Raw genomic sequence first — 20,836 nt, forward strand, 5'->3', positions numbered from 1 at the left:
GTGCAGGTTAAAATTCTGAAAATTTTCCTGCTTCTTGTTTTCTGCTTTGGTGAGGTTTTTCCATTTGGGAATTATTTTTCCGCGGATGATTCAATCTCAAAACCAGTTGGTGAAAAAATTAACTACACGAAGCTTGCGATCGTTGGACTTGGGACTGTTGGAGTGATGGGCGTTATACATGTCTATCAGCAAAACGCTTGGTGGAGTGGACAGAGGAGATCATTTCATGTCGTGAACGATTGGGATTATGCTCTTAACATTGATAAGATTGGGCATTTCTATGGTGCAAATTTGATTTCAAATTTATTTGCTTCATCGCTTCAATGGGCTGGGGTTGAAAAAAAGAAATCAATGATATATGGGGCCGTGCTTGGATCGGTTTTTGGACTTTATGTTGAATTTGAAGATGGATTCGCAACTCAATGGGGCTTTAGCCCAGGCGATGCAGGCGCAAACATACTTGGGGCATGGTACCCAATCGCTCAACACTATGTCCCGTTTCTAAAGAATTTCAACTTCAAATGGAGCTACATTCCAACATCCCAGCTTAGAAGCGGAAAGAAAAAAATTTTCATTGATGATCACGAAGGACAGGTAATGTGGCTTTCAATTTCAGTTAACAATTTCCTTCCAAAAGAAATTGAAAAATTTTATCCCGACTTCCTTAACATCGCAATAGGTTATGGCGTAAGAGAACTTGACGGTCTTGGTGGGGGAAAACGAGAATTTTATATTTCGCTTGATTATGATCTTGAGAAACTTCCCGGCGATGGTTGGTTTCTAAAACTTTTGAAGAAAAATTTAAACTACATTCATCTCCCGGCACCTGCCGTAAGATTAACACCCAGTTTTGCTTTTTTTGGATTTTTCTTCTCAAAGAGAATCTAAATTTTGGTTTCACTGAAAAAGCGTAAAAAGATTGTTCATTTAATTTTATGCTCAAGATATTGATATTTATACTTCTCTTCGGCTCAAAAGTTTTCGGAAGCGAGAATGTCGGTGCAAGGGCTTTCGCTTTGAAAAGTTATGTCGCGGTTGCAAACGATGCTTGGACGATTTTTTACAATCCAGCTGGATTGGCAAATTTGAAAAGCAGGGAATTATCTTTTTCATATATCCCTGCTAAATTCGGGTTAAGTGAGCTTTCGGAAAAATCTATTGCTTTTTACGAGCCATCCTTGCCATTTAAGATTGGGTTTGGTTTCAAGACATTCGGGTTTGAACTTTATAAGGAAAACATCTTCAAGTTTTCAATTGCCTATGGTTTTGAAATTTTTAACTTTGGTCTGAATCTCTGTTATAACTTTGTGTCCATCAAAAATTACGGAAAAGCTGGTGCTTTCAGCGCTGATCTTGGTTTCTTCTCAAGGTCGCTAAAATCTATTAGATTTGGGTTCGTTCTAAAGAATTTAGTTGCCGACAAAATTGGCAAAGCAAAGGAGAGAATGCCTAAGGAGATTGAATTTGGCTTCGCTTTTTTGCCATATGATAATTTGATAATTTCTGCCAGCGCTCATAAAGAGATAAACTTTAGAGAAGGCTTAAAATACGGGCTTGAATATACGATAGCAAACATTGTGATGTTAAGATTTGGCCTTTCAAATTATCCCATTCAATATTCCGGTGGAATTGGGGTCAAATTATCAATTTTTCAATTTGATTATGGGGTGGATAATCATCAATTGCTTGGTTTGACACACCAAATTACATTGACAGCAAAGTTTGAGAGAAAATGAACAAATTAGCGTTAGTTTTTTTATTCATTATCGCTGTGGCGAGGGCACAAGATGTTGAAGTTGATATGCTAAGGAATTTTGAAGAAGATATTATAGAAAATCTTGAAGTTGATGCACGAGTTGATGAGCTGATAGATCAATTTGAGATCAAAAGGATAGAACTTAACAAAGCTGATGTTGACGATTTGACTGAATTTCCATTAATAACAAGGGAAATTGCCAACAAAATAGTTGAGTATCGTAAGAAAATTGGTGGTTTTAAAACAAGGGAACAGGTTTTTGAGATCCCGAATGTTGACGAAAATGTGAAATCTTTTCTTTACAGAAATGGATATATTCAAAGACCAAATGTGCATTTCCGCGTTCGCTCTCGCGTTTTGAGCAGAAATAACTTTAGAAACTTTTCAAATAACTTTGAGGAAAACTTTAAGACATACCAACTTGCTTATCTCAATGTCTCAAATCTTTCTGGTGGCTTTATAGTTGAAAAAGATTACGGGGAGAGCAAAATCAATGAACTGATGAATTTTTATATTGAATACAAAAGCTCTGGCAAGATAAGGAAAATTATCATCGGAAACTATGCCTTGCAATTCGGGCAGGGAATTTTGATGTGGAAACCTGTTGCTCTCGGTAAAGGTTCGGATGCGATTTCACCTGCTGTTCGTAGCTTTGAAAATTATTCCTCTGGATATGTTTCAACGACCGAAGTCAAGCCATTATTTGGAGCTGTGATAAACTCTAAAGTTAAGAATTTTGAATTAACACTTTTTTATTCAAGAACGGATTTGCCATCCTCGGTTGATTCGCTTGGCAGTGTTAAGTATATTGACTTCTCCGGGATAAACAAGAGAAGAAGATCTTCCCTGTTTAGAAACTTATATGGTGGTATTTTAAACTTAGGATGGACAAATTTCGCCTTGGGAATTTTGAACTATTATGAAATTTTTGATCGTGATTTCTCGCAGACAAGCTCAAGACCATTTCAAAAGAGAGGTTTTTACAATGGAATTGAGTTTGATTTTTATTTTAGAAACCTGAATTTCTTCGGCGAAGTTGCATCAAGAGGTTTGAAAAATTTTAGCTATGTCGCTGTTTTAACTATCGGATTTGATAACTTAAACTTCGTCTTTCATTTGAGAAACCTTAATCAAAATTTGTTCTCAATTAACGGAAATGCGTTCTCTGAAAGATATGGTGAGGCTTGGAATGAGCAAGGATTTTATTTTGGAGCTAAGTTTAAAGTTTGGAAATTCCAATTTTCAGGTTATTGGGACATCTTTAAGTTTCCAAGATTTGACCTTGACGATGTTAAAAATGGGAATGATTATAGAATTGAAACGAGTTTTTCCGCTTCAAGAAATCTAATTTTTAAGTTAATGTTTCGTGAGAAGGTGAGGGTGAAGGGAATTAAAACATCAGATGAATTTGGGAGAAGTTCATTAGGTGAGGGAAGCGAAAGGAGAAGAAACTTGAGATTTGAGGTGGAAAACAGACTTGCTAAAATTTCTCTCAGGAGTAGAATTGAAGCTGTGCGAAGAAGTTTAAACGATGTTGAAAAGGGAGTTTTGATCTATCAAGGCGCAAGATTTGAACCTATCAAAAATTTGAGAATCTATGGTCGTGTTATGTTTTTTAAAACCGATTCGTATTCCTCAAGAATTTATGTTTACGAAGACGATATTGATGGTGTCGTCTCTTTGCTTCCGTTTTATGGAAGCGGATTGAGATGGTATCTTGTGGTGAAATATAAATTTGGAAAGATCCTATCAGTGCAATTAAAGTATGGTGAAACTTTCATCAGTTATATAGAAACAGTCCGAAATATCTTCGGCTTGCAGATTGAATTGAGAAATTAATCTTCAGGTTCTCCGTAAAGTTCAATCTCAACCAGTTCGCTTATGATGTGTCCGATTGTGATATGTCCTTCTTGAATTCGCTGTGTATTATTTGAAGGGACGATAATTGCGATATCACAAAGTTCTTTCATCTTTCCGCCGTCTCGTCCAAGAAAACCGATTACTTTCATTCCTTTTTCTTTTGCTGTTTTTATCGCACGGATGACATTTTCAGAATTTCCGCTTGTGCTGATCCCTATCAATACATCTCCTTCATTTCCCAAAGCTTCAACAGTTCTTGCAAATGTATTTTCAAATCCAATGTCATTTCCACCTGCGGTGAGGTTTGATGTGTCGGTTGTGATTGCAATTGCAGGAAGCCCAGGGCGCTTTATTTTTGGATTCAATCTGATGACAAATTCTGTCGCTATGTGTTGGGAGTCAGCTGCGCTTCCGCCATTTCCGCAAAGCAATAATTTTTTGCCGTTTTTAAATGCGTTTGAGATGAGCTCAACAGCTTGTAGAATTTGCTCAGTGCATTGGTTAAATATGTTTTTCTTTATCTCGGCGCTTTCAAGAAGTGAGCGTTCTATGAATTTTACTTTATCCATTTCTTTTTTCTTTTTTGTTTTCGTGGATTGCGTTGACGAATTCGCAGATTAAATTTTTATAGTTTTGTGATGATGTGTTTTCAAGTATGTTTCCAGTGACGATTATATCTGCACCTGCTTTTGCCTTTTCAAAAGCCGTTTCGGGATTTCTTATGCCACCACCTACGATGATCGGAATTTTTACAAACGATTTAATTTGTTGAATTATTTCTATTGGGACGGAATTATCTGCGCCACTTCCAGCTTCAAGATAAATAAATTTCATCCCAAGATATTGTGCAGTTAATGAGTAAGCAACTGCAATGTCTGGTTTATCTCGGGGTATGGGTTTGCTTTGGCTTATAAAAATTGCGGATGTCATTTTTCCAGATTCTATCAAAAGATAAGCAGTTGAAATTGCTTCAATCCTGTGTTTAAAAATAATTGGCGACGCAAGAATTTGTTGCCCGATTATATATTCCGTGTTTGTGCTTGTTAAAACGGATAAGAAAAGAATTGCATCTGCATCTTTTGAGATCTGATAAATGCTTCCAGGAAAAATTATTACTGGTTTATCGGTGTTTCTCTTGATGGTTCTGACGCATTTCTCAAAATTTTGTGAAAGTAGCAAGCTGCTTCCGACCAAGAAAGCATCAACCCCACAATCTGTTGCTGTCCTGATGAATTTTGGAAGATTTGAATTCGGTTTGTCAGGATCAATTAAAATAAAATAAAGCGAGCCCCTTCGGTTAATTTCATTCAAGATATGTTCGTAAATTTTTCCCGAAGGGGCGTAATTTTGTAAATATCCCCCAAAATTTGAATCTTTCGTGTTCAACCTTGCTTTAGGTTTATTTTACTTGTGTTAATTCTTTTACTATTTTTGTGAATTCTTTTATCGCCTCATCAATTTTTGATATATCTCTGCCGCCGGCAGTTGCCAGGTTTGGTCTTCCGCCACCTCCACCACCAGTGATTTTTGCGACTTCGCGAACTATTTTTCCAGCATCTAATTTTTTCTCTTTAACGAGGTCGTCTGTCACAACACATACAAAATTAACTTTATCTTCCGAAACATTCGCAAGCAAACCAACACCACTGCCGATTTTGCTTCTTAAAATGTCAGCATATTGTTTCATTTCCTCAATATCTTTTGGAGCTAATTCCCATTTGGAAACATTTAAAGCGACAACCTTAAAACCGTTTATTCTTACAACATCTGGCGAATTAACAGCTTTTTCTATTTCATCTCCTGCAAGTTTTAATTTCAACTTTGAAAGTTCCTTTTCAAGATTTTGTTTCTCTTCAAGAATTGAATCAATTCTCTCGGTAAGCTTTTCAATTTCTTCTTCCTTCTCCTTCAGATATTTCTCAAGTGCTTTTCCAGTTATCGCTTCAACTCTTCTGACACCGCTTGCTATACTGCTTTCGTAGATGATCTTGAAATATCCAGTTTCAATCGTTCTATCAAGGTGTGTTCCGCCACAAAGCTCATAGCTAAAATCGCCAATTCTAACAGTTCTGACTATATCGCCATATTTATCTCCGAAAAATGCTAAAGCGCCTTCCTCAAGTGCTTGTTTTATGGGTTTATATTCCTTAACGAGCTCAATATCTTCAAAGATGACGGTGTTTACAAGATGTTCAATCATTTCAATTTCTTCTTTTCCAAGTTTTCTCGGATGCGTGAAATCAAATCTTAATCTATCTGGTGCGACAAGTGAACCTGCTTGTTGAACATGTGTTCCAAGGACTTTCCTCAGTGCGGAATGCAGAAGATGAGTAGCGGAGTGATTTTTCATTATTGATTTTCTTCTGTCAAGGTCAATCTTTGCGATGAATTTCCCGCCATTTTTGATGTAGGATTCAAGTTCTTTTGCATCTTTGCTGTCTTTTTTGATCTTTGGAATAAAGTGAACAATTAAATCATCAATTCTTTGTGTATCAATTATTTCAATTTCACCGCCCGGATAGATCAATTTACCTGTGTCTCCAACCTGACCTCCTGACTCGGGATAGAAAATTGTCTTCTTTGAGAAAACAATTTGATCAATATGTTCATCATCGCTTGAAAGAAGGATAACTCTGTTTGATTCATCATTCACTTCAAGTTCGTACTGTTTCAAATCGGGATTGAATTCGGTTTTTAGAACATCTCCCTTTCTTAATAATACTTCAACTTTTTCAGCGATGCTTATTTTCCCTTCGGTAAAAATTTTCTTCGTTGCCTCTCTTGACCTTTCTCTTTGCTCCTCCATCAATTTTTCGAATTCGCTGAGTTCAACTTCAAAACCTCTTTCCTGCGCCATTAGATTCGTTAGATCAACTGGGAAGCCATATGTATCGTAAAGTTTGAAAACTACCTCGCCAGGTAAAACTTTTATTCCTTTCTTTTCTAATTTTGAAATCTCGTTCTCAAAGATTTCAATTCCTCTGTCAAGCGTTTGGTTGAAGTTTTCTTCCTCTGATTTTATAACATTTTTCACATATTCTTTTTTCGGTTCAATTTCCGGATATGCTTCGCCCATTATTTCAACGACTTTGTCAACAAGTTTATAGATGAAAGGTTCGTGCATATCAAGATTTCTTGCGTATCTTGAAGCGCGTCTTAAAATTCTACGAAGGACATAACCTCTTCCTTCGTTTGATGGAACAGCGCCATCAGTAATTGCGAAAGTTAGCATTCTAACATGATCTGCAATTACACGCATCGCGATTTGATACTTATCTCCCACATATTCTTTGCCAGTTAGGTTGGAGATTTCTTCTATCAGTGGCTGGAAAAGGTCGGTATCATAATTTGAATTAGTTCCCTGCAGCACTGCGACAATTCTTTCAAGCCCCATTCCAGTGTCAACATGTTTTGCCGGAAGAGGTTCAAGTTCACCTCTTTCATTCCGATTAAATTGGATGAAAACGAGGTTCCATAATTCTCTAAACCTTAAGCATCCATCAACATTTACACCGCACTCGTGATTCTTGTTGCACACACCTTCACCAAGATCAATATGAATTTCTGAACACGGCCCGCATGGACCTGTATCTCCCATCTCCCAAAAGTTTGATTTTTCATCAAATCTCAAAATTCTGCTGGGTGATATATCGGTTACTTTTTTCCATAATTCTTCAGCTTCGTCATCATCTTTGAAAACGGTTGCATACAATCTATCTTTTGGAAGATCCCATTCTTTTGTGAGAAGTTCCCAAGCCCACAAGATTGCCTCTTCTTTATAATAATCTCCAAACGACCAATTTCCAAGCATTTCAAAAAATGTATGATGATATGTATCTTTTCCAACTTCCTCAAGATCGTTGTGCTTTCCACTTACGCGAATGCATTTTTGATAGTTTACCGCTCTTTTGTAAGGTCTTGTTCCAGTTCCGAGAAATACATCTTTAAATTGGTTCATCCCGGCGTTCGTGAAAAGCAAAGTTGGATCATCAAATGGTATAACTGGCGACGATGGGACGAATGTATGTCCTCTTTTTTCAAAAAATTTAACGAAAGATGTTCTTATCTCTTTTGCTTTCATGGTCTATTGTTAAAAAATTTGTTTTCCTTTCCTAAAATCTAACAAAAGGTAGGTTTTCTTGCAAATTCAGAGGCAGTTGGCTATCCCGCTGAATCCAAAAATTTGAAAGTGTAGGGTTTATCTTAAAAAACAAACTTCAAAAGAATCATAGCGCCGATTATCAACAATGTGCAAAAGACGATTATTGTCGGATAACCCTTGAGTGATTGAATTGAGTCGTTTATTGAATTTATGGTTGATACAATATCTTGTTTTTGACCCTTTATCTCCTTGGAAATTTCCGACCTTAAAACAGCGATCGTTTCCGTCATGTCTTTTCTCAACGACTTGGACAAATTGGGAAGCTCAGCAGTTAAGATAGCGATTTTCTCAAGCAAATTTCCTATGTTGTTTTGAACCTCATACTGTGAAGTTGCAACCTCATCAAACACATTTTTCATTTCTTTTATCCGATCATCTATTGATTTCAAACTTTCATCAAATTTTGCTGAAGGTGTGAATGTAAGTGAGCTTGTGTTTAAGGCTATGTCTTCTGAAATTTTTCTCAATAAGTTAAGGTTATCTTGAATTTCTTGAGAGAAAACCTTTAAAAACTCAATATCAGGGAATTCCGGCACTACAAATTCTCTCCCAACTTGCTGGGATGATTTAATCTCTTCTATTTTCGCGCTGATGTCCAGAAGTATTTGTGAAAAATCAACCTGTGGGACTGTTATTTCTCTTGGTTGGGCATTTTGATAAATGTTTTTAATCTCAGCTATATCCTGATTTATTGAGTTGATAAGTTGGAAAATTTCATTTTTAAATTCGGTTAATCCGGAAATATCAATGTTTCCGTTTATTTCAAGCGAGTTTATTTTTTGCGCGATGGAATCTTTAAGTGTGTCGGCAATTGTTAGGACTTTTGAATCAACACTTTGGAGAGTGGATTTAATTATTTCGTCTATTTGACGATTGATTTCGCCACTTATGTTTGAGTAGAAATTTTGAATTAAATGAAGATTTGTTTCAATCGCTGAAAGTTTGTTTTTAAACTCGTTTAATTCGCTAAGCATCGGGGAGAAAAGATAGGGGATGAGATCGGCGTTGTTTTCAAAAAATGTTTTAAGATCGTTTTTGGATAGAAATTCGTAAAAGTCCTTGCGGTATTTTTCAAACTCGGAAATTAACGATGTATTTAGTTGTGTAAATTGCTGATTTATTTCGGCAAGCTTTTGAGTGAAAAAGTTGTTAATTTCAAGCACTTTATAACTTAGGTTGGTGATTCGTGTTATAAATTCGGAGTTTAAAATTCTAAACTGTTCCTTAAGTGCTTCAAGCTCTGCTTTTAGATTGAGTTTTTCTTCAAGATAATTGAATTTTGACTCTTTTAGCTGTAGAAGTTTAGATTCAATCTCCCTTTCAAGCGCCTCAAGTCGGTCAGCAAGAAATCGCTGGAGCTGGTCATAAGTGACATAATTGTTGGTTGGTTTTAATTCTTCCAACGGCATTTTTAGACCTCCGCTTTATATTTGGCTCTTCGCTTAATTATAATAAATTATTTAACAAATGTCAAGTATCGCTATGTAAAAATGAGATTTTAAGGATTGGATTTGGGATCAATGGGGATCTATCCATTCTTTCGCATTTTACGAGTGAAAGCATAGTTTCAGCAAAGAGATGGAATAATCTACTTCCTCCCAGAAATGGATAATTTGTTTCCGCTTTTGCAAAATTTTAAAAACGGATTGACTTTTTAAGTTGCTTGATTTATATTTAAAGAGGAAGTTTAGTCAAAAATTTAAAATAGGAGGTAAAAATTGGACTTATTTGACAAATGTTATGCATTCAAAAGGCATGAGGAAGTTAAAGCAATGGGGCTTTATCCTTATTTTCAACCTATCTATGAGAATTATGGACCTATCGTTAAAATGGATGGGCGTGAGATCATAATGGCGGGGTCTAATAATTATCTTGGTCTTACCACAGACCCGCGAGTTAAGGAAGCTGCTATTGAAGCGATCAAAAAATACGGGACAGGATGTTCAGGCTCAAGATATTTGAATGGGACACTTGATATCCATATCAAGCTTGAAGAACAACTTGCGGAGTTCGTAGGTAAGGAAGCCGCGCTTTTGTTTAGCACAGGATTTCAAACTAATCAAGGGGCAATTGTCCCATTAATTGGAAAAGATGAATATGTTATTTCAGACAAAGACAATCATGCAAGTATAGTTCAAGGGACGCTTATATCTAAAGGTTTGTGGGGTAGCGATGTTCTCGTTAGATATAGGCATAATGATATGGAGCACCTTGAAGAGGTTATATCAAAATTACCACGTGAAGCTGGGAAATTAATCGTAACTGATGGTGTATTCAGTATGAGCGGAAACATTGTGAATTTGCCTGAAGTCGTAAGAATAGCTAGAACTTATAACGCACGGATAATGCTTGATGATGCCCATGGACTCGGTGTCCTTGGTAAAGGTGGGAGAGGAACAGCAAATCATTTTGGACTTGACGATCAAGTAGATATCATTATGGGGACATTTAGTAAAAGTTTTGCTTCGCTTGGTGGGTTCATAGCTGGTGAGAAACCAGTTATTGATTACATTAAACATCATTCACCGGCTTTAATTTTTAGTGCCAGCATGACCCCACCACAGGTTGCTTCTGTTTTAAAGGCGATTGAGATCATAAAATCTGAACCTGAAAGGATTGAGAAATTGCATTACAACGCAAATAAGGTTAGGCAAGGACTAAAAAGCCTTGGTTTTAATGTCCTTGATGGGCAAACGCCGATAGTTCCAGTTGTGATCGGAGATGATTTGTTAACATTTAAGTTCTGGAGGATGTTGTTTGACAATGGCGTCTTTGTAAATGCGGTTATAAGCCCGGCGGTCCCACAAGGAATGCAACTTTTGAGATTGAGCTTTATGGCAACTCATGAAGACAAACATCTTGATATAGTAATTGAAAAGTTTGAAAAAGTTGGAAAAGAGCTTGCCTTGATTGATTAAAAAAATAAATGGTTAAAAAAATGTCAATTGAGATTCGCCGGGTTTCATCCCGAAAAGAGATATCTTTCTTTGTTAAGTTCCCTTACCATCTTTACAAAAATCATCCTTATTGGGTTCCCCCGCTTTTAATTGAGCAAAAAGATCTCGTTGATGTTAAAAGGAATCCTTTTTATAAGCATAGTGAAGCTGTATTTTATTTAGCCTTTAGGAATGGACAAGTCGTCGGAAGGATCGCAGGTATTTTGAATCATAATCACAATGAGTTTCATAATGAAAATATAGGATTTTTTGGTTTTTTTGAATCTATCAACGATAAAGATGTGTCCGCAAAGCTTTTTGAATCTGTTGAAAACTGGGCACGAAGTAAAGGCTTGGATGAAGTTAGAGGTCCAGTAAATCCATCAACAAATGATTCATGTGGAATTTTGATAGAGGGCTTTGACAAATCCCCATGCTTTATGATGCCATACAATTATGATTATTATCCTAATCTTTGTGAAAGCTACGGATTTGAAAAAGCGAAGGATTTATACTCTTATTACATCTCTCAAGAAATGTTAACACCCAAGGTAATGCAAAGGCTTGAGAATGGAGTTGAACTCGTTTTAAAAAGAAAGAATGCCGTGATTAGACCGGTTGATTTGAAAAATTTTGATGAGGAGGTGAAGAAGGTTAAAGAGGTTTACAACAACGCTTGGAGCAAAAACTGGGGCTTCGTCCCTCTTACCGATGACGAAATAAATCATATCGCAAAAGGATTAAAGCAAATAGTTGTCCCAGAGATTACTCTATTTGCGGAAATAAATGGAAAACCAATTGGTTTTTCTCTTTCTGTTCCTGATATAAATCAAGCGTTGAAAGGTTTAAATGGAAGATTGCTTCCTTTTGGAATTTTCAAATTGATGCGAAATATGAAAAAAATTACGATGATCCGTGTTATGATAATGGGTTTAGTTCATGAATATCGCTTCTCTGGCATAGATGCAGCATTTTATTATTACACGATAAAAAATGGGATCGCAAAAGGTTTCTCTGAAGCTGAACTCGGTTGGGTTTTGGAAGACAATGAACCAATGAAAAGGGTTGCCGAAAACCTCGGCTCAACCCCTTATAAAAAATACAGAATCTATACAAAAAAATTAAGGTGAAGAGATATGCCTCTACCAAAAGTAGAAAAAATTTGGATGAACGGGAAATTAGTTGACTGGGATGACGCAAAAATTCATGTGTTATCCCATGTCATCCATTATGGAACAAGTTGGTTTGAAGGAATCAGGTGTTATGATACTCAAAAAGGTCCAGCTGTTTTTCGCCTTTATGAGCACATAAAACGACTCCACGATTCTGCTAAAATGTATCGTACTGAAATTCCTTACACCATTGAAGAATTAATTCAAGCAGTGATTGAAACGATCAAAGTTAACGGTTTAAAAAAATGTTACATAAGACCTATTGTTTTTCGCGGTTATTATGAACTTGGTGTTAATCCGTTAAGCTGCCCTGTTGATGTTGTTATCGCTGTGTGGGAATGGGGTGAGTATCTTGGAAAAGATTCTATTGAGAAAGGTGTGGATGTTAGAGTTTCAAGCTGGCGAAGACCTGCTCCCGATACTCTTCCGATGATGGCGAAAGTAGGTGCAAACTATATGAATTCTCAGCTCATCAAAATGGAAGCAGTTGTTGATGGTTACGCTGAAGGAATTGCTCTTGATTATAACGGTTTTGTAAGCGAGGGAAGCGGAGAGAATATATTTGTAATAAAAGATGAGGTAATTTACACACCGCTTATAGCGTTGGGGATCTTGCCAGGAATAACTAGGTCTTCTGTAATTCAAATCGCAAAGGATCTTGGATATGAAGTTAAAGAGACATTGATACCGCGTGAGATGCTTTATATCGCTGATGAAATCTTTTTCACGGGAACAGCTACAGAAATAACACCTGTGAGAAGCGTTGATAGGATAAAAATTGGGTGTGGTGAACCTGGAAAGATCACAAGAAAGATCCAAGAAGTTTTTTACGACATTGTTAGAAATGGAAATGATCCTTATGGCTGGTTGACATGGGTTAAATAAACAAGCTGCCCCGCGAGGATTCGAACCTCGATTACCTGATCCAGAGTCAGGCGTGTTGCCAGTTACACCACGGGGCAGTTCAAGCAAATTAAATATATAAAAAAAGGGAATCAATTTCAAGTTGAAAATCTTTCCCCTTTCCCTGCAGAGGGAAAGGGGTTTAAGTTTTTGTTTGAGAAAACTAAGATATCTTTTAAGTTGTGAAGATTTCTCTGATTTTATTTGCCACAATGAATTTTTTCATTCAAGGTGAGAAATTTGATAACAAATCTGGACCGATAGTAAAACGAATTATTTTTCTTGGAAACGAGAAAACGAAAAGCGAGATCATAGCAAGAGAATTAACTTTTGCGGTTAATTCAGAACTTGACACGAGCGAAATTGAATATAATGAGAATAGAATTTATGGAACAGGGCTCTTCAATAAAGTCAAAATATGGGTTGAAAAAGATTCCTTGGGGGACAGTGTAAATGTTTATGTTTGGGTAAATGAAAGATGGTACATATGGCCATTTCCGATTTTTGGATGGAGAGATAGGGATTTAAAAAAATTATATTATGGAGCAGGGCTGATACATACAAATTTTAGAGGTAGAAATGAGAAAATCATCTTCAGTTTTGCACTCGGTTATGATCCATGGATTGAAATTGAATATATAAATCCTTGGGTTTTGGGAAGTAAAGATTTGTTCTACTCCGCTGAAATTTATTACCAGCGACTTAGAAGTAGAAGTAAAGAGCTTGAGAAAGAAACAGGGGAATTTCATGAAGACAATTTTGCTTTTAACTTCTTGCTTGGCAAGAGGTTTGGGCTTTATAGAAGACTGTGGGGAAGTGCTGGATTTAGAAACATTTCAACGACAGGTGGCAATTTTGAATTAAAAACAATTTCGCCTTCGGGAACGGATAGAATTTTAGTTTTAAAATCCGGATTTAGGTATGATACAAGAGATATACCAGTTTATCCAAATACAGGATTGTTTTTTAACTTTGTTTTCGGATTTAACAAACTTTTAAATCATAGCGCATTTTTCTTTCAAGGCGGCTTTGAGATTCAAACATATCAAAGGTTTCTATTGGGGTTATTTGCTGGTAGATTTTTTGTTCTAAATTCAATTGGGCGAAAGATTCCTTCATATTCACGCTATTATTTCGGATATCAAGAGAGATTGCGGGGATATTTCAATGAAATTTTTGAAGGAGAAAATATAATTAAAGGCACAGTTGAGTATAGAATTCCGATTATAAAACAAAATTTTTTCAAGTGGGAGAAAGCGCCTCTTGAAGAATTTTCAATTTTGAGGTTTGGGATTGATTTCACTTTCTTTGGAGATATCGGAAAAACTTGGTTTAACAGCGAAAAATTTTTCAAATTGAGATATTTAAAAGGTTATGGTGTCGGGGTCAATTTTTTATTGCCTTATGATTTAATTTTAAGCGTTGAGTTTGCGCGAAATGATAAGGGACAAGGACAATTTATCGTTGATCTCGGGAGCAGATTTTAATTGCAAAAATTATGCCAGCTTTGGGAGATTGCGAAAAATTACAATAATTTGGGGGTTTAAAATTTGGATTATTTTTGAAATTTTCTAAAATTTTGATTGAGTTTTAAAACTAAAAAACTAAGAGGTGAGGGTGAGGAAAAAGCATTTGCTTTCAGGCAAGCCAATTAACAGAAAACCAATTGAAGCAGATATAAAAATTACAAAGCTCGTAGATGAATACTTTCAAGCATATAATGCTGGAAGGTTAAGGGAAGCTTGTCAATTGTTTGTTGAGAAAATGCTTGAAGAAGATGTAACTATTGGAATGAGTTTAACGGGGGCTTTGACTCCAGCTGGACTTGGTGGAAGTTGTGTGGTTCCTCTTATAAAAGCAGGTTTCGTTGATTGGATAGTTTCAACAGGAGCAAATCTATATCACGATATTCATTTTTCTATAGGGCTTGAGCTTCATCGTGGGACTCCGTTTATTGATGATAGAATCCTTAGAAAAGAAGGAGTCGTTAGAATTTATGATATTTTATTTGACTATGAAGTTTTGCTTTCAACGGATAAGTTTATAAGAGAAGTTTTGAAACAGCCAGAATTTCAAAAGGAGATGGGAACATCGGAATTTCACTTTTTGCTTGGTAAATATGTCTATGAAAGGGAAAAGGTTTTAGGGATAAAACATATGAGTATTCTTTCTGCAGCTTATAAGTATGGAGTCCCTGTTTATGTTTCCTCTCCTGGTGATAGTTCCATTGGAATGAATTTGGCAGCGATGGTTTTAAATGGGTACAAAATTAAAATTGATATTGCAAGGGATGTAAATGAAACCGCTGGTATAGTTTATTGGGCGAAGTCAACAGGTGGGAAAAGCGCTGTTTTAATCTTTGGTGGAGGATCACCTAAAAACTTTATGCTTCAGACCGAACCTCAGATTCAAGAGGTTCTTGGAATTGATGAGAAAGGTCATGATTATTTCCTTCAGATAACAGATGCAAGACCTGATACAGGTGGATTATCTGGCGCTACTCCAGCCGAAGCTGTAAGTTGGGGGAAAGTTGATCCGAATAAATTGCCCGATGCTGTTGTATGCTATACTGATTCAACAATCGCGATGCCAATACTTACTTCTTATGCGCTTGCTAAAAGGAAGCCCAGGAAACACAAAAATCTTTATCATAAGCTTGATCAATTAGTTGAAAATTTAAAAAATGCACATTTAAAAGCTTTGTCAAAGGGAAAAGTAAAAATATAACACCCCCTAAATCTTCAAAACTAAATTAAAAACTCAAAAGTGGAGGTTAAAATGCATCACAGATTTCAGCAGCTTCGGGAATTTATTGATTCATTGGAGGATGATTTTCGGAAGTTCTATGAAAAGGGTGTTATGTCTGCCGGGACACGCTTGAGGAAAAAGATGCAAGAATTAAGGAAACTTGCTCAAGAGATAAGGGTTGAAATACAACAAATTAAGCAGGAAAAGAAAGGCGCAAAAAAAGAGGAAAAATCAGAGTAATTTATTTTTAGAGGGGCACAAAAGTGCCCCTTTTTAGATAAGTGTAATGTATGTTATTTCGGGCGGACAATTTAACCGTAAAGGTAAACCAACAACTCCAACACCGCGAGAAACATAGAGATAAGAGTCTCCGAGTTTGTAAAGTCCCGCTACAAATTTTGAGACGAGCGAGGCAGGTGCTATATATGTATCATCAATCTTTGCAAATACAATTTGCCCGCCGTGAGTATGCCCGGAAACAGTTAGTTCAATTTGATTTTTTGCGAATTTGGGGAAATCATAAGGTTTGTGGGAAAGAAGAATTTTAATTTTATCTCTCTCAACGCCTTTCATTGCTTTATCAAGGTCTGCACCGTAGCGTAGGTCATCAATCCCAATTATGAAGATCTTTTGTCCGTTTATTTCAATTTTTTCATGTTCATTTCTTAAAACTCTTATTCCATTTTCTTCCATTAATTTTGCGATTTTCTGCGGTTGTCTTGGGATATATTCATGATTTCCGAGGACTGCGAAAACGCCGTGTTTTGCTTTCAAGTTTTTAAAAACATCCACAAACGGATAAATCTCATCCATCTCTGATGTTATGAAATCGCCAGCCAAAAAGACAAAGTCAAGATTTAGAGAATTCAGCGTTTGAAGATACGGACGCATATCTTCTTCGGACATAAAGATCCCAGAGTGAACATCACTTATCAATCCTATAGTTAATCCCTTCAATTCTTCAGGAAGATTTCGGATTTTTACCTTGACTTTTTCAACCTTGAAATCGCTTCTTGTTATTGCTCCGATTGTTGAGCCAGTGAAAGCATATGCGGTGATTCCGAGAAAAGCTGTTTGTAGAAATTTTCGCCTTGATCTATTTAATTTCTGCATATGATTCATTGGTAATTTTTTTGAGATCGCTTTGAACAGTAGAGAAATTAACTTTAAACTCATCAACACGATAAATATGAAAATAGTTGCACCTTGCCATATCGCAAGTGGATATAGAAGCAGCGGGGAGCTTGTAATTATTTGTTGTTTCAAAATTCTGCTTATAAAAAGTAGAATGACTGGTAAATTGAAAATGATGAAAAGCGGTGGAATAAGTTTTGAAAATTTGCCAAGGCTCGTTGTCGCTATGTAAAGTGTGAGCTGTCTATATAGATAATATTGAATTCCGAAGATGAATAAGAGCATAAAAATTGCAAAGAAAAGCATGATGAAGCCATTCCATTGTTTTTAGTTAGAATTTAGAAATTGGAAAAGTTAGTTCAAAATTTTGATTTGCATTCTTTTTGGAAATTTTTTATATTTTAAGCGGAAATTAAGGGCAGGTAGCTCAGTCGGTAGAGCAACGGCCTGAAAAGCCGTGTGTCCGCGGTTCGATTCCGCGCCTGCCCACTTTTTATTTTTATACGGGGGAATCAAAGAACACTTTTAACTCTGTGATTTTGAGTATTGATAAAAATTTTAGCCCTTCTTATCTTATATGGTGTGGTTAAAAAAATTAATTAGGAAATTTTTATGACCGCTACAAAGTTCTTAACAATTTTATTAATCTCATCTTTAGCCTTTTCCTTTTGTATTGCCCAGGAAGAAGGTTTTAAACCTTCGGAAAAATACTTTGCGCGGACAATTGCTTATTATGACAATGCTGTTATCATAGGTGAGGTCTTAAGACCTCCTTCCGAAAAAAACAGAAGATATTTTGCATCATTAATTGAAAAACAAATTAAACTACCGAGATTTTATTGGGAGAGTTTGCCAGATGAGATAGTTTCAAAGTTCAATGATATCGTCAAGGAAAAAAATTACAAGTCCGTGGATGAACTTAATCAAGATGTTGAAATTTACCTTGCTCCAGAGATTGTAAAGATACTTGACATCAACAAGGAAATTCGTGCTCTTTCGCTTGTTACTGAAGCTGAAAGATACTGCTTCTTCGCAACGTAAGCAAAATCGCTCGGGTTCTCTGCTGTATAAGTGGAACGAGTTATGAATTCAGGTTATGTTGTCGTTCCGTTTATTGAGAAATATCATGCAATGAGAGATACTATCATAGTAACCGAGAAGAACAAAAACGATGAAAGAAGGATCAAAGTCCCAGTAGTAAGAGTTACATTACAGGGTGGTTTAACATTTTTTAGGGTTATTTTCAAAGAAAATCAATACTTTGTTAAGCCAGAGTTTGCAGTTGTTCCAAAAGAGGAGGGAAAATCATTTTTTGAGATAAAGGGTGGAGATATTTCTGCTGCTGAGGATTCTGCGTTTATGAAGTCAGCATTTGATGTCGTGATGAACTTTGAACTTACAATTAGAAACATTTTCAGATTATACACTCCGATCGCAGAAGTTGATATTAATAGCGTTAGTTTTCCGCTTGGTAAGAGGGAAGGGATCGGAATTGATGATGGATTTGATGTGGTTGAGATGGTAGAACAGCCAGATGGGACGATTAAGCCTAAAAATGTTGGGTTTGTGCGTGTTATAAAAGTTGCGGATAATACAGCGAGAAATGAGTTTACTCGGGCTCAGATAATAATCGGTGGATTACTTTGGGGTAAAATTGAGCGTGGAATGATGGTGGTTGAGCGACCGAGATTTCCAGTTGATTTTATATTTGGTGGATTTATGGCACCAGTTAAGATTCAAACCGGCAAATTTAAGTTAAACGAGAGTCGGGTAGCAAATGATACCTTGGAAATAAAATCACACGGCAGATTTTCATATCTTGGATGGCTTAATATAAACTTAAACACCGGAAGAATATCGGGTTCGCAAGTATCACAACTTTGGTTTATTTTCGGCGGAGGCGTAGGTGTAATGCCAATTGAAGCAAGATTTTTTGGAGAGGAGGTAGAAGGTGCGATTTTTGGTTCTTTTAATATGGGTTTATTGAAAAAATTTTATTTTAGAAGGCTAGCATTTTTAGTTGAATCAGGCGTAGGTTTGTCAAACTTTAAATTTTCAATAGAGAAGAAGGGGACGGACACAGTTAAATATGCTTTGAGCCCAAGACGATGGTTCTGGAACGGTAGTGTTGGGGCAGGTTTAGAATTGGTTTTAAATCCTGATGTTAACTTAGGAGGCAGGGTGCGTTATCAAATAACCTCTGAAACGAATGAATGGACATATTTAAGAAAAGTTAGAGGTAAGGATGAAAGAAAAAAGATGAAACTTGGCAATGTAAATCTATCGGGTTTTGGTTTTCAACTTTATCTTAACATAAGCATAAAAAACTTCGCAAAGGTTAAAAGATTTGATTGAAGATGAAAGTTTTTTCAGTTTTATAACTTGTTTCGTTTAATTTAGCACGGGAATTTTATCGTTCTTGGTCAATTTGTAAAGTTTTGATTGTGTCAATGTTTTTTAAAATCAAAGAATTAAAACTTATGAAAGTATTTCTCCTGCTGATCATAGGATTATTTTTTCTTTCCTGTGCTTCCGTGGATGGAACTGTTGAGTTGGGACTCAACAAAATTTCAGTAGAGAACATTCAGAAAAATATATCTTTTCTCGCCTCGGATTCTTTAAAAGGTAGAAACACGCCAAGTCCCGAACTTGATATCGCTGCTGAATTTATTGCACAGAAGTTTAGGGAATATGGTTTAAAACCTATCAACGGAAGCTATTTTCAAAGGGTTGAATTTGTTAGGGTTGACCTTGGAGATGTTAATAATTTTGTCCTTTTAAAAAATGGAGAGAGGATAAACTTTGAGATAGGGACTGATTTTGTTCCATATAATTTTGGCGAAGGTGAGATTGAAGCGGGGATTGTGTTCGCGGGATATGGGATAACGGCGAAAGAATATGGATATGATGATTATCAAGGAATAGATGTAAGGGGTAAAATTGTGGTTGTGTTAAGAGATGAACCACAAGAAATGGATACATCAAGTATCTTTAATGGTGCTCGTCCGACGAGATATTCTTTCCCGAGGTATAAAGTTCAAAACGCGCTTGAACACGGCGCGGTTGGTGTTATAATTTTACCAGATCCATTGAATCACATGATATTAAAACCGCGAGGTCATGCTTGGCCAAGGCTCTTTAGGAGTTTACCTCAAACCTCTTTACCAATTCAACTTGCGTATTTACAAAGGGGTTCTATCCCAGCGGTTGAATCTGGTGAAAGATTCATCAATGAAGTTTTCGGTGATGTTCAAGTTTTGAAAGACATACAAAGATCAATTGATGAAACATTGAAGCCAAGATCTTTTGAGATTGAAAATGTGAGAATAAAAATCAATATAGATTTCGCAAAGGAATATGTCTATGCAAATAATGTAGTTGGATTTGTTGAAGGAAGCGATAAAAAACTAAAAGATGAGATTATAATTGTTGGAGCACATTATGACCATGTTGGATATTTTTCACCGTCTGTGATGGGTTCCGCCGAAAAAGACAGCATCTATAATGGAGCTGATGATAATGCCTCTGGAACTGTGGGAATGATGGAAGTAGCGAGGGCTTTTGGACTAAGTAGGACTAAGCCCAGAAGAAGCATTCTTTTCATTGCTTTTTGTGGGGAAGAAAAAGGACTTCTCGGTTCAAGGTTTTATGTTGATAATCCACTTTTCCCAATTGAGAAAACAATTGCGATGGTGAACCTTGATATGATAGGGCGTAATTCAATTGATAGTTTGATATTGATCGGATGGAGTTATAGTGATGATATGAGAAAGTTGGTTGAGGAGGAAAACAAAGCGATTGGATTTAAGTTTTCTTACAACGGTGAAAGGGATTTCTCAAGGAGTGATCAAGCAAGTTTTGCAAGGAAGGGTATCCCTGTAATCTTCTTTCATTCGGGGGAGCACCAAGATTACCATAAGGTAAGTGATGAGGTTGCTAAAATTAATTTTGCAAAAATTGAAAGGGTCGCAAAGCTTTGTTATCGGGTGGTTTATAAACTAGCAAATTCGGAGCTTAAGCCAAAGTTAAATGAGATCCGACCTTCAGATTAACTTGTTTTGTAATTAGATTTTATTTTTATAATTTTACCAAGATTTAGGCGCGATTGAGGTTCTCTTTAAAAGAAAATGAAAAGTTCGGTTATTAAAAACAGATTGTAAAACAA

General features: G+C 36.2%; 17 protein-coding genes and 2 tRNA genes. 13 read left to right on the forward strand and 6 right to left on the reverse strand.

Annotation, left to right across the window (positions count from 1 at the left end):
* From NZ923_07395 to NZ923_07405, 3 genes are read left to right on the forward strand one after another with little or no spacing between them, the layout of a single operon-like run.
* Positions 1-888 carry a YfiM family protein gene (locus tag NZ923_07395; protein MCS7229843.1) on the forward strand — a complete coding sequence of 296 codons (888 nt, stop codon included), beginning with the start codon at positions 1-3 and terminating at the stop codon, positions 886-888.
* Positions 889-935: 47 nt separating this feature from the next.
* Complete coding sequence (locus NZ923_07400; protein MCS7229844.1) at positions 936-1,736, forward strand: hypothetical protein; 801 nt, start codon at positions 936-938, stop codon at positions 1,734-1,736.
* Positions 1,733-3,595, forward strand: a complete 1,863-nt coding sequence (locus NZ923_07405; GenBank protein ID MCS7229845.1) for a helix-hairpin-helix domain-containing protein — start codon at positions 1,733-1,735, stop codon at positions 3,593-3,595. Before NZ923_07400 ends, NZ923_07405 begins: the two co-directional genes overlap by 4 nt.
* Here NZ923_07405 and gmhA read toward each other — a convergent pair.
* From gmhA to NZ923_07425, 4 genes are all read right to left on the reverse strand, one after another.
* On the reverse strand, positions 3,592-4,185 hold the full coding sequence (gmhA, locus tag NZ923_07410; GenBank protein MCS7229846.1) for a D-sedoheptulose 7-phosphate isomerase: 594 nt from the start codon (positions 4,183-4,185) through the stop codon (positions 3,592-3,594). The genes NZ923_07405 and gmhA overlap by 4 nt on opposite strands.
* Complete coding sequence (locus NZ923_07415) at positions 4,178-5,002, reverse strand: geranylgeranylglyceryl/heptaprenylglyceryl phosphate synthase (GenBank protein MCS7229847.1); 825 nt, start codon at positions 5,000-5,002, stop codon at positions 4,178-4,180. Before NZ923_07415 ends, gmhA begins: the two co-directional genes overlap by 8 nt.
* 13 nt (positions 5,003-5,015) lie before the next feature.
* Positions 5,016-7,697, reverse strand: a complete 2,682-nt coding sequence (gene alaS / locus NZ923_07420) for an alanine--tRNA ligase (GenBank protein ID MCS7229848.1) — start codon at positions 7,695-7,697, stop codon at positions 5,016-5,018.
* Positions 7,698-7,819: 122 nt separating this feature from the next.
* The gene (locus NZ923_07425) at positions 7,820-9,187 is read right to left on the reverse strand and encodes a hypothetical protein (GenBank protein ID MCS7229849.1); all 1,368 of its coding nucleotides are present in this window, start codon (positions 9,185-9,187) and stop codon (positions 7,820-7,822) included.
* A 309-nt stretch (positions 9,188-9,496) separates the two neighbouring features.
* Here NZ923_07425 and NZ923_07430 point away from each other — a divergent pair, with 309 nt between their 5' ends.
* Genes NZ923_07430 through NZ923_07440 form a run of 3 tightly spaced genes read left to right on the forward strand, consistent with a single transcriptional unit; the run spans position 9,497 to position 12,771 of the window.
* Complete coding sequence (locus NZ923_07430; protein MCS7229850.1) at positions 9,497-10,696, forward strand: aminotransferase class I/II-fold pyridoxal phosphate-dependent enzyme; 1,200 nt, start codon at positions 9,497-9,499, stop codon at positions 10,694-10,696.
* A 20-nt stretch (positions 10,697-10,716) separates the two neighbouring features.
* A complete protein-coding gene (locus NZ923_07435) occupies positions 10,717-11,844 on the forward strand; it encodes an N-acetyltransferase (GenBank protein ID MCS7229851.1) in 1,128 nt (375 codons plus the stop codon).
* 6 nt (positions 11,845-11,850) lie between these two features.
* Positions 11,851-12,771 carry a branched-chain amino acid transaminase gene (locus NZ923_07440; protein ID MCS7229852.1) on the forward strand — a complete coding sequence of 307 codons (921 nt, stop codon included), beginning with the start codon at positions 11,851-11,853 and terminating at the stop codon, positions 12,769-12,771.
* A 5-nt stretch (positions 12,772-12,776) separates the two neighbouring features.
* On the opposite strand, the gene NZ923_07445 is transcribed toward NZ923_07440, so the two are convergent.
* A tRNA-Gln gene (locus NZ923_07445) sits at positions 12,777-12,848 on the reverse strand.
* Between the two features lie 153 nt (positions 12,849-13,001).
* On the opposite strand from NZ923_07445, the gene NZ923_07450 reads away from it, so the two are divergent.
* The 3 genes from NZ923_07450 (at position 13,002) to NZ923_07460 (ending at position 15,777) form a co-directional block, all read left to right on the forward strand.
* Positions 13,002-14,276: a hypothetical protein gene (locus tag NZ923_07450; GenBank protein MCS7229853.1), complete on the forward strand. Its 1,275-nt coding sequence runs from the start codon at positions 13,002-13,004 to the stop codon at positions 14,274-14,276.
* Between the two features lie 130 nt (positions 14,277-14,406).
* The gene (gene speY / locus NZ923_07455) at positions 14,407-15,516 is read left to right on the forward strand and encodes a deoxyhypusine synthase (protein ID MCS7229854.1); all 1,110 of its coding nucleotides are present in this window, start codon (positions 14,407-14,409) and stop codon (positions 15,514-15,516) included.
* Between the two features lie 51 nt (positions 15,517-15,567).
* Positions 15,568-15,777, forward strand: coding sequence for a histone H1 (locus tag NZ923_07460; GenBank protein MCS7229855.1), 210 nt, complete (start codon positions 15,568-15,570; stop codon positions 15,775-15,777).
* A gap of 33 nt (positions 15,778-15,810) precedes the next feature.
* Here NZ923_07460 and NZ923_07465 read toward each other — a convergent pair whose 3' ends face one another.
* The gene (locus NZ923_07465) at positions 15,811-16,956 is read right to left on the reverse strand and encodes a metallophosphoesterase (protein ID MCS7229856.1); all 1,146 of its coding nucleotides are present in this window, start codon (positions 16,954-16,956) and stop codon (positions 15,811-15,813) included.
* 131 nt (positions 16,957-17,087) lie between these two features.
* Between NZ923_07465 and NZ923_07470 the strand changes: the two genes are divergently transcribed.
* The 4 genes from NZ923_07470 to NZ923_07485 all read left to right on the forward strand — a co-directional run bounded on the left by NZ923_07470 (position 17,088) and on the right by NZ923_07485 (position 20,723).
* Positions 17,088-17,160 (forward strand) — tRNA-Phe (locus NZ923_07470).
* A gap of 123 nt (positions 17,161-17,283) precedes the next feature.
* Positions 17,284-17,712: a hypothetical protein gene (locus NZ923_07475; protein MCS7229857.1), complete on the forward strand. Its 429-nt coding sequence runs from the start codon at positions 17,284-17,286 to the stop codon at positions 17,710-17,712.
* Positions 17,713-17,754: 42 nt separating this feature from the next.
* Positions 17,755-19,026 carry a hypothetical protein gene (locus tag NZ923_07480; GenBank protein MCS7229858.1) on the forward strand — a complete coding sequence of 424 codons (1,272 nt, stop codon included), beginning with the start codon at positions 17,755-17,757 and terminating at the stop codon, positions 19,024-19,026.
* Positions 19,027-19,121: 95 nt separating this feature from the next.
* Positions 19,122-20,723 (forward strand): M28 family peptidase, encoded by a 1,602-nt coding sequence (locus NZ923_07485; protein MCS7229859.1) that lies wholly within the window; start codon positions 19,122-19,124, stop codon positions 20,721-20,723.
* Positions 20,724-20,836: the final 113 nt, after the last annotated feature.

This window comes from Candidatus Kryptonium sp. (assembly GCA_025060635.1).
Lineage (GTDB): Bacteria > Bacteroidota > Ignavibacteria > Kryptoniales > Kryptoniaceae > Kryptonium.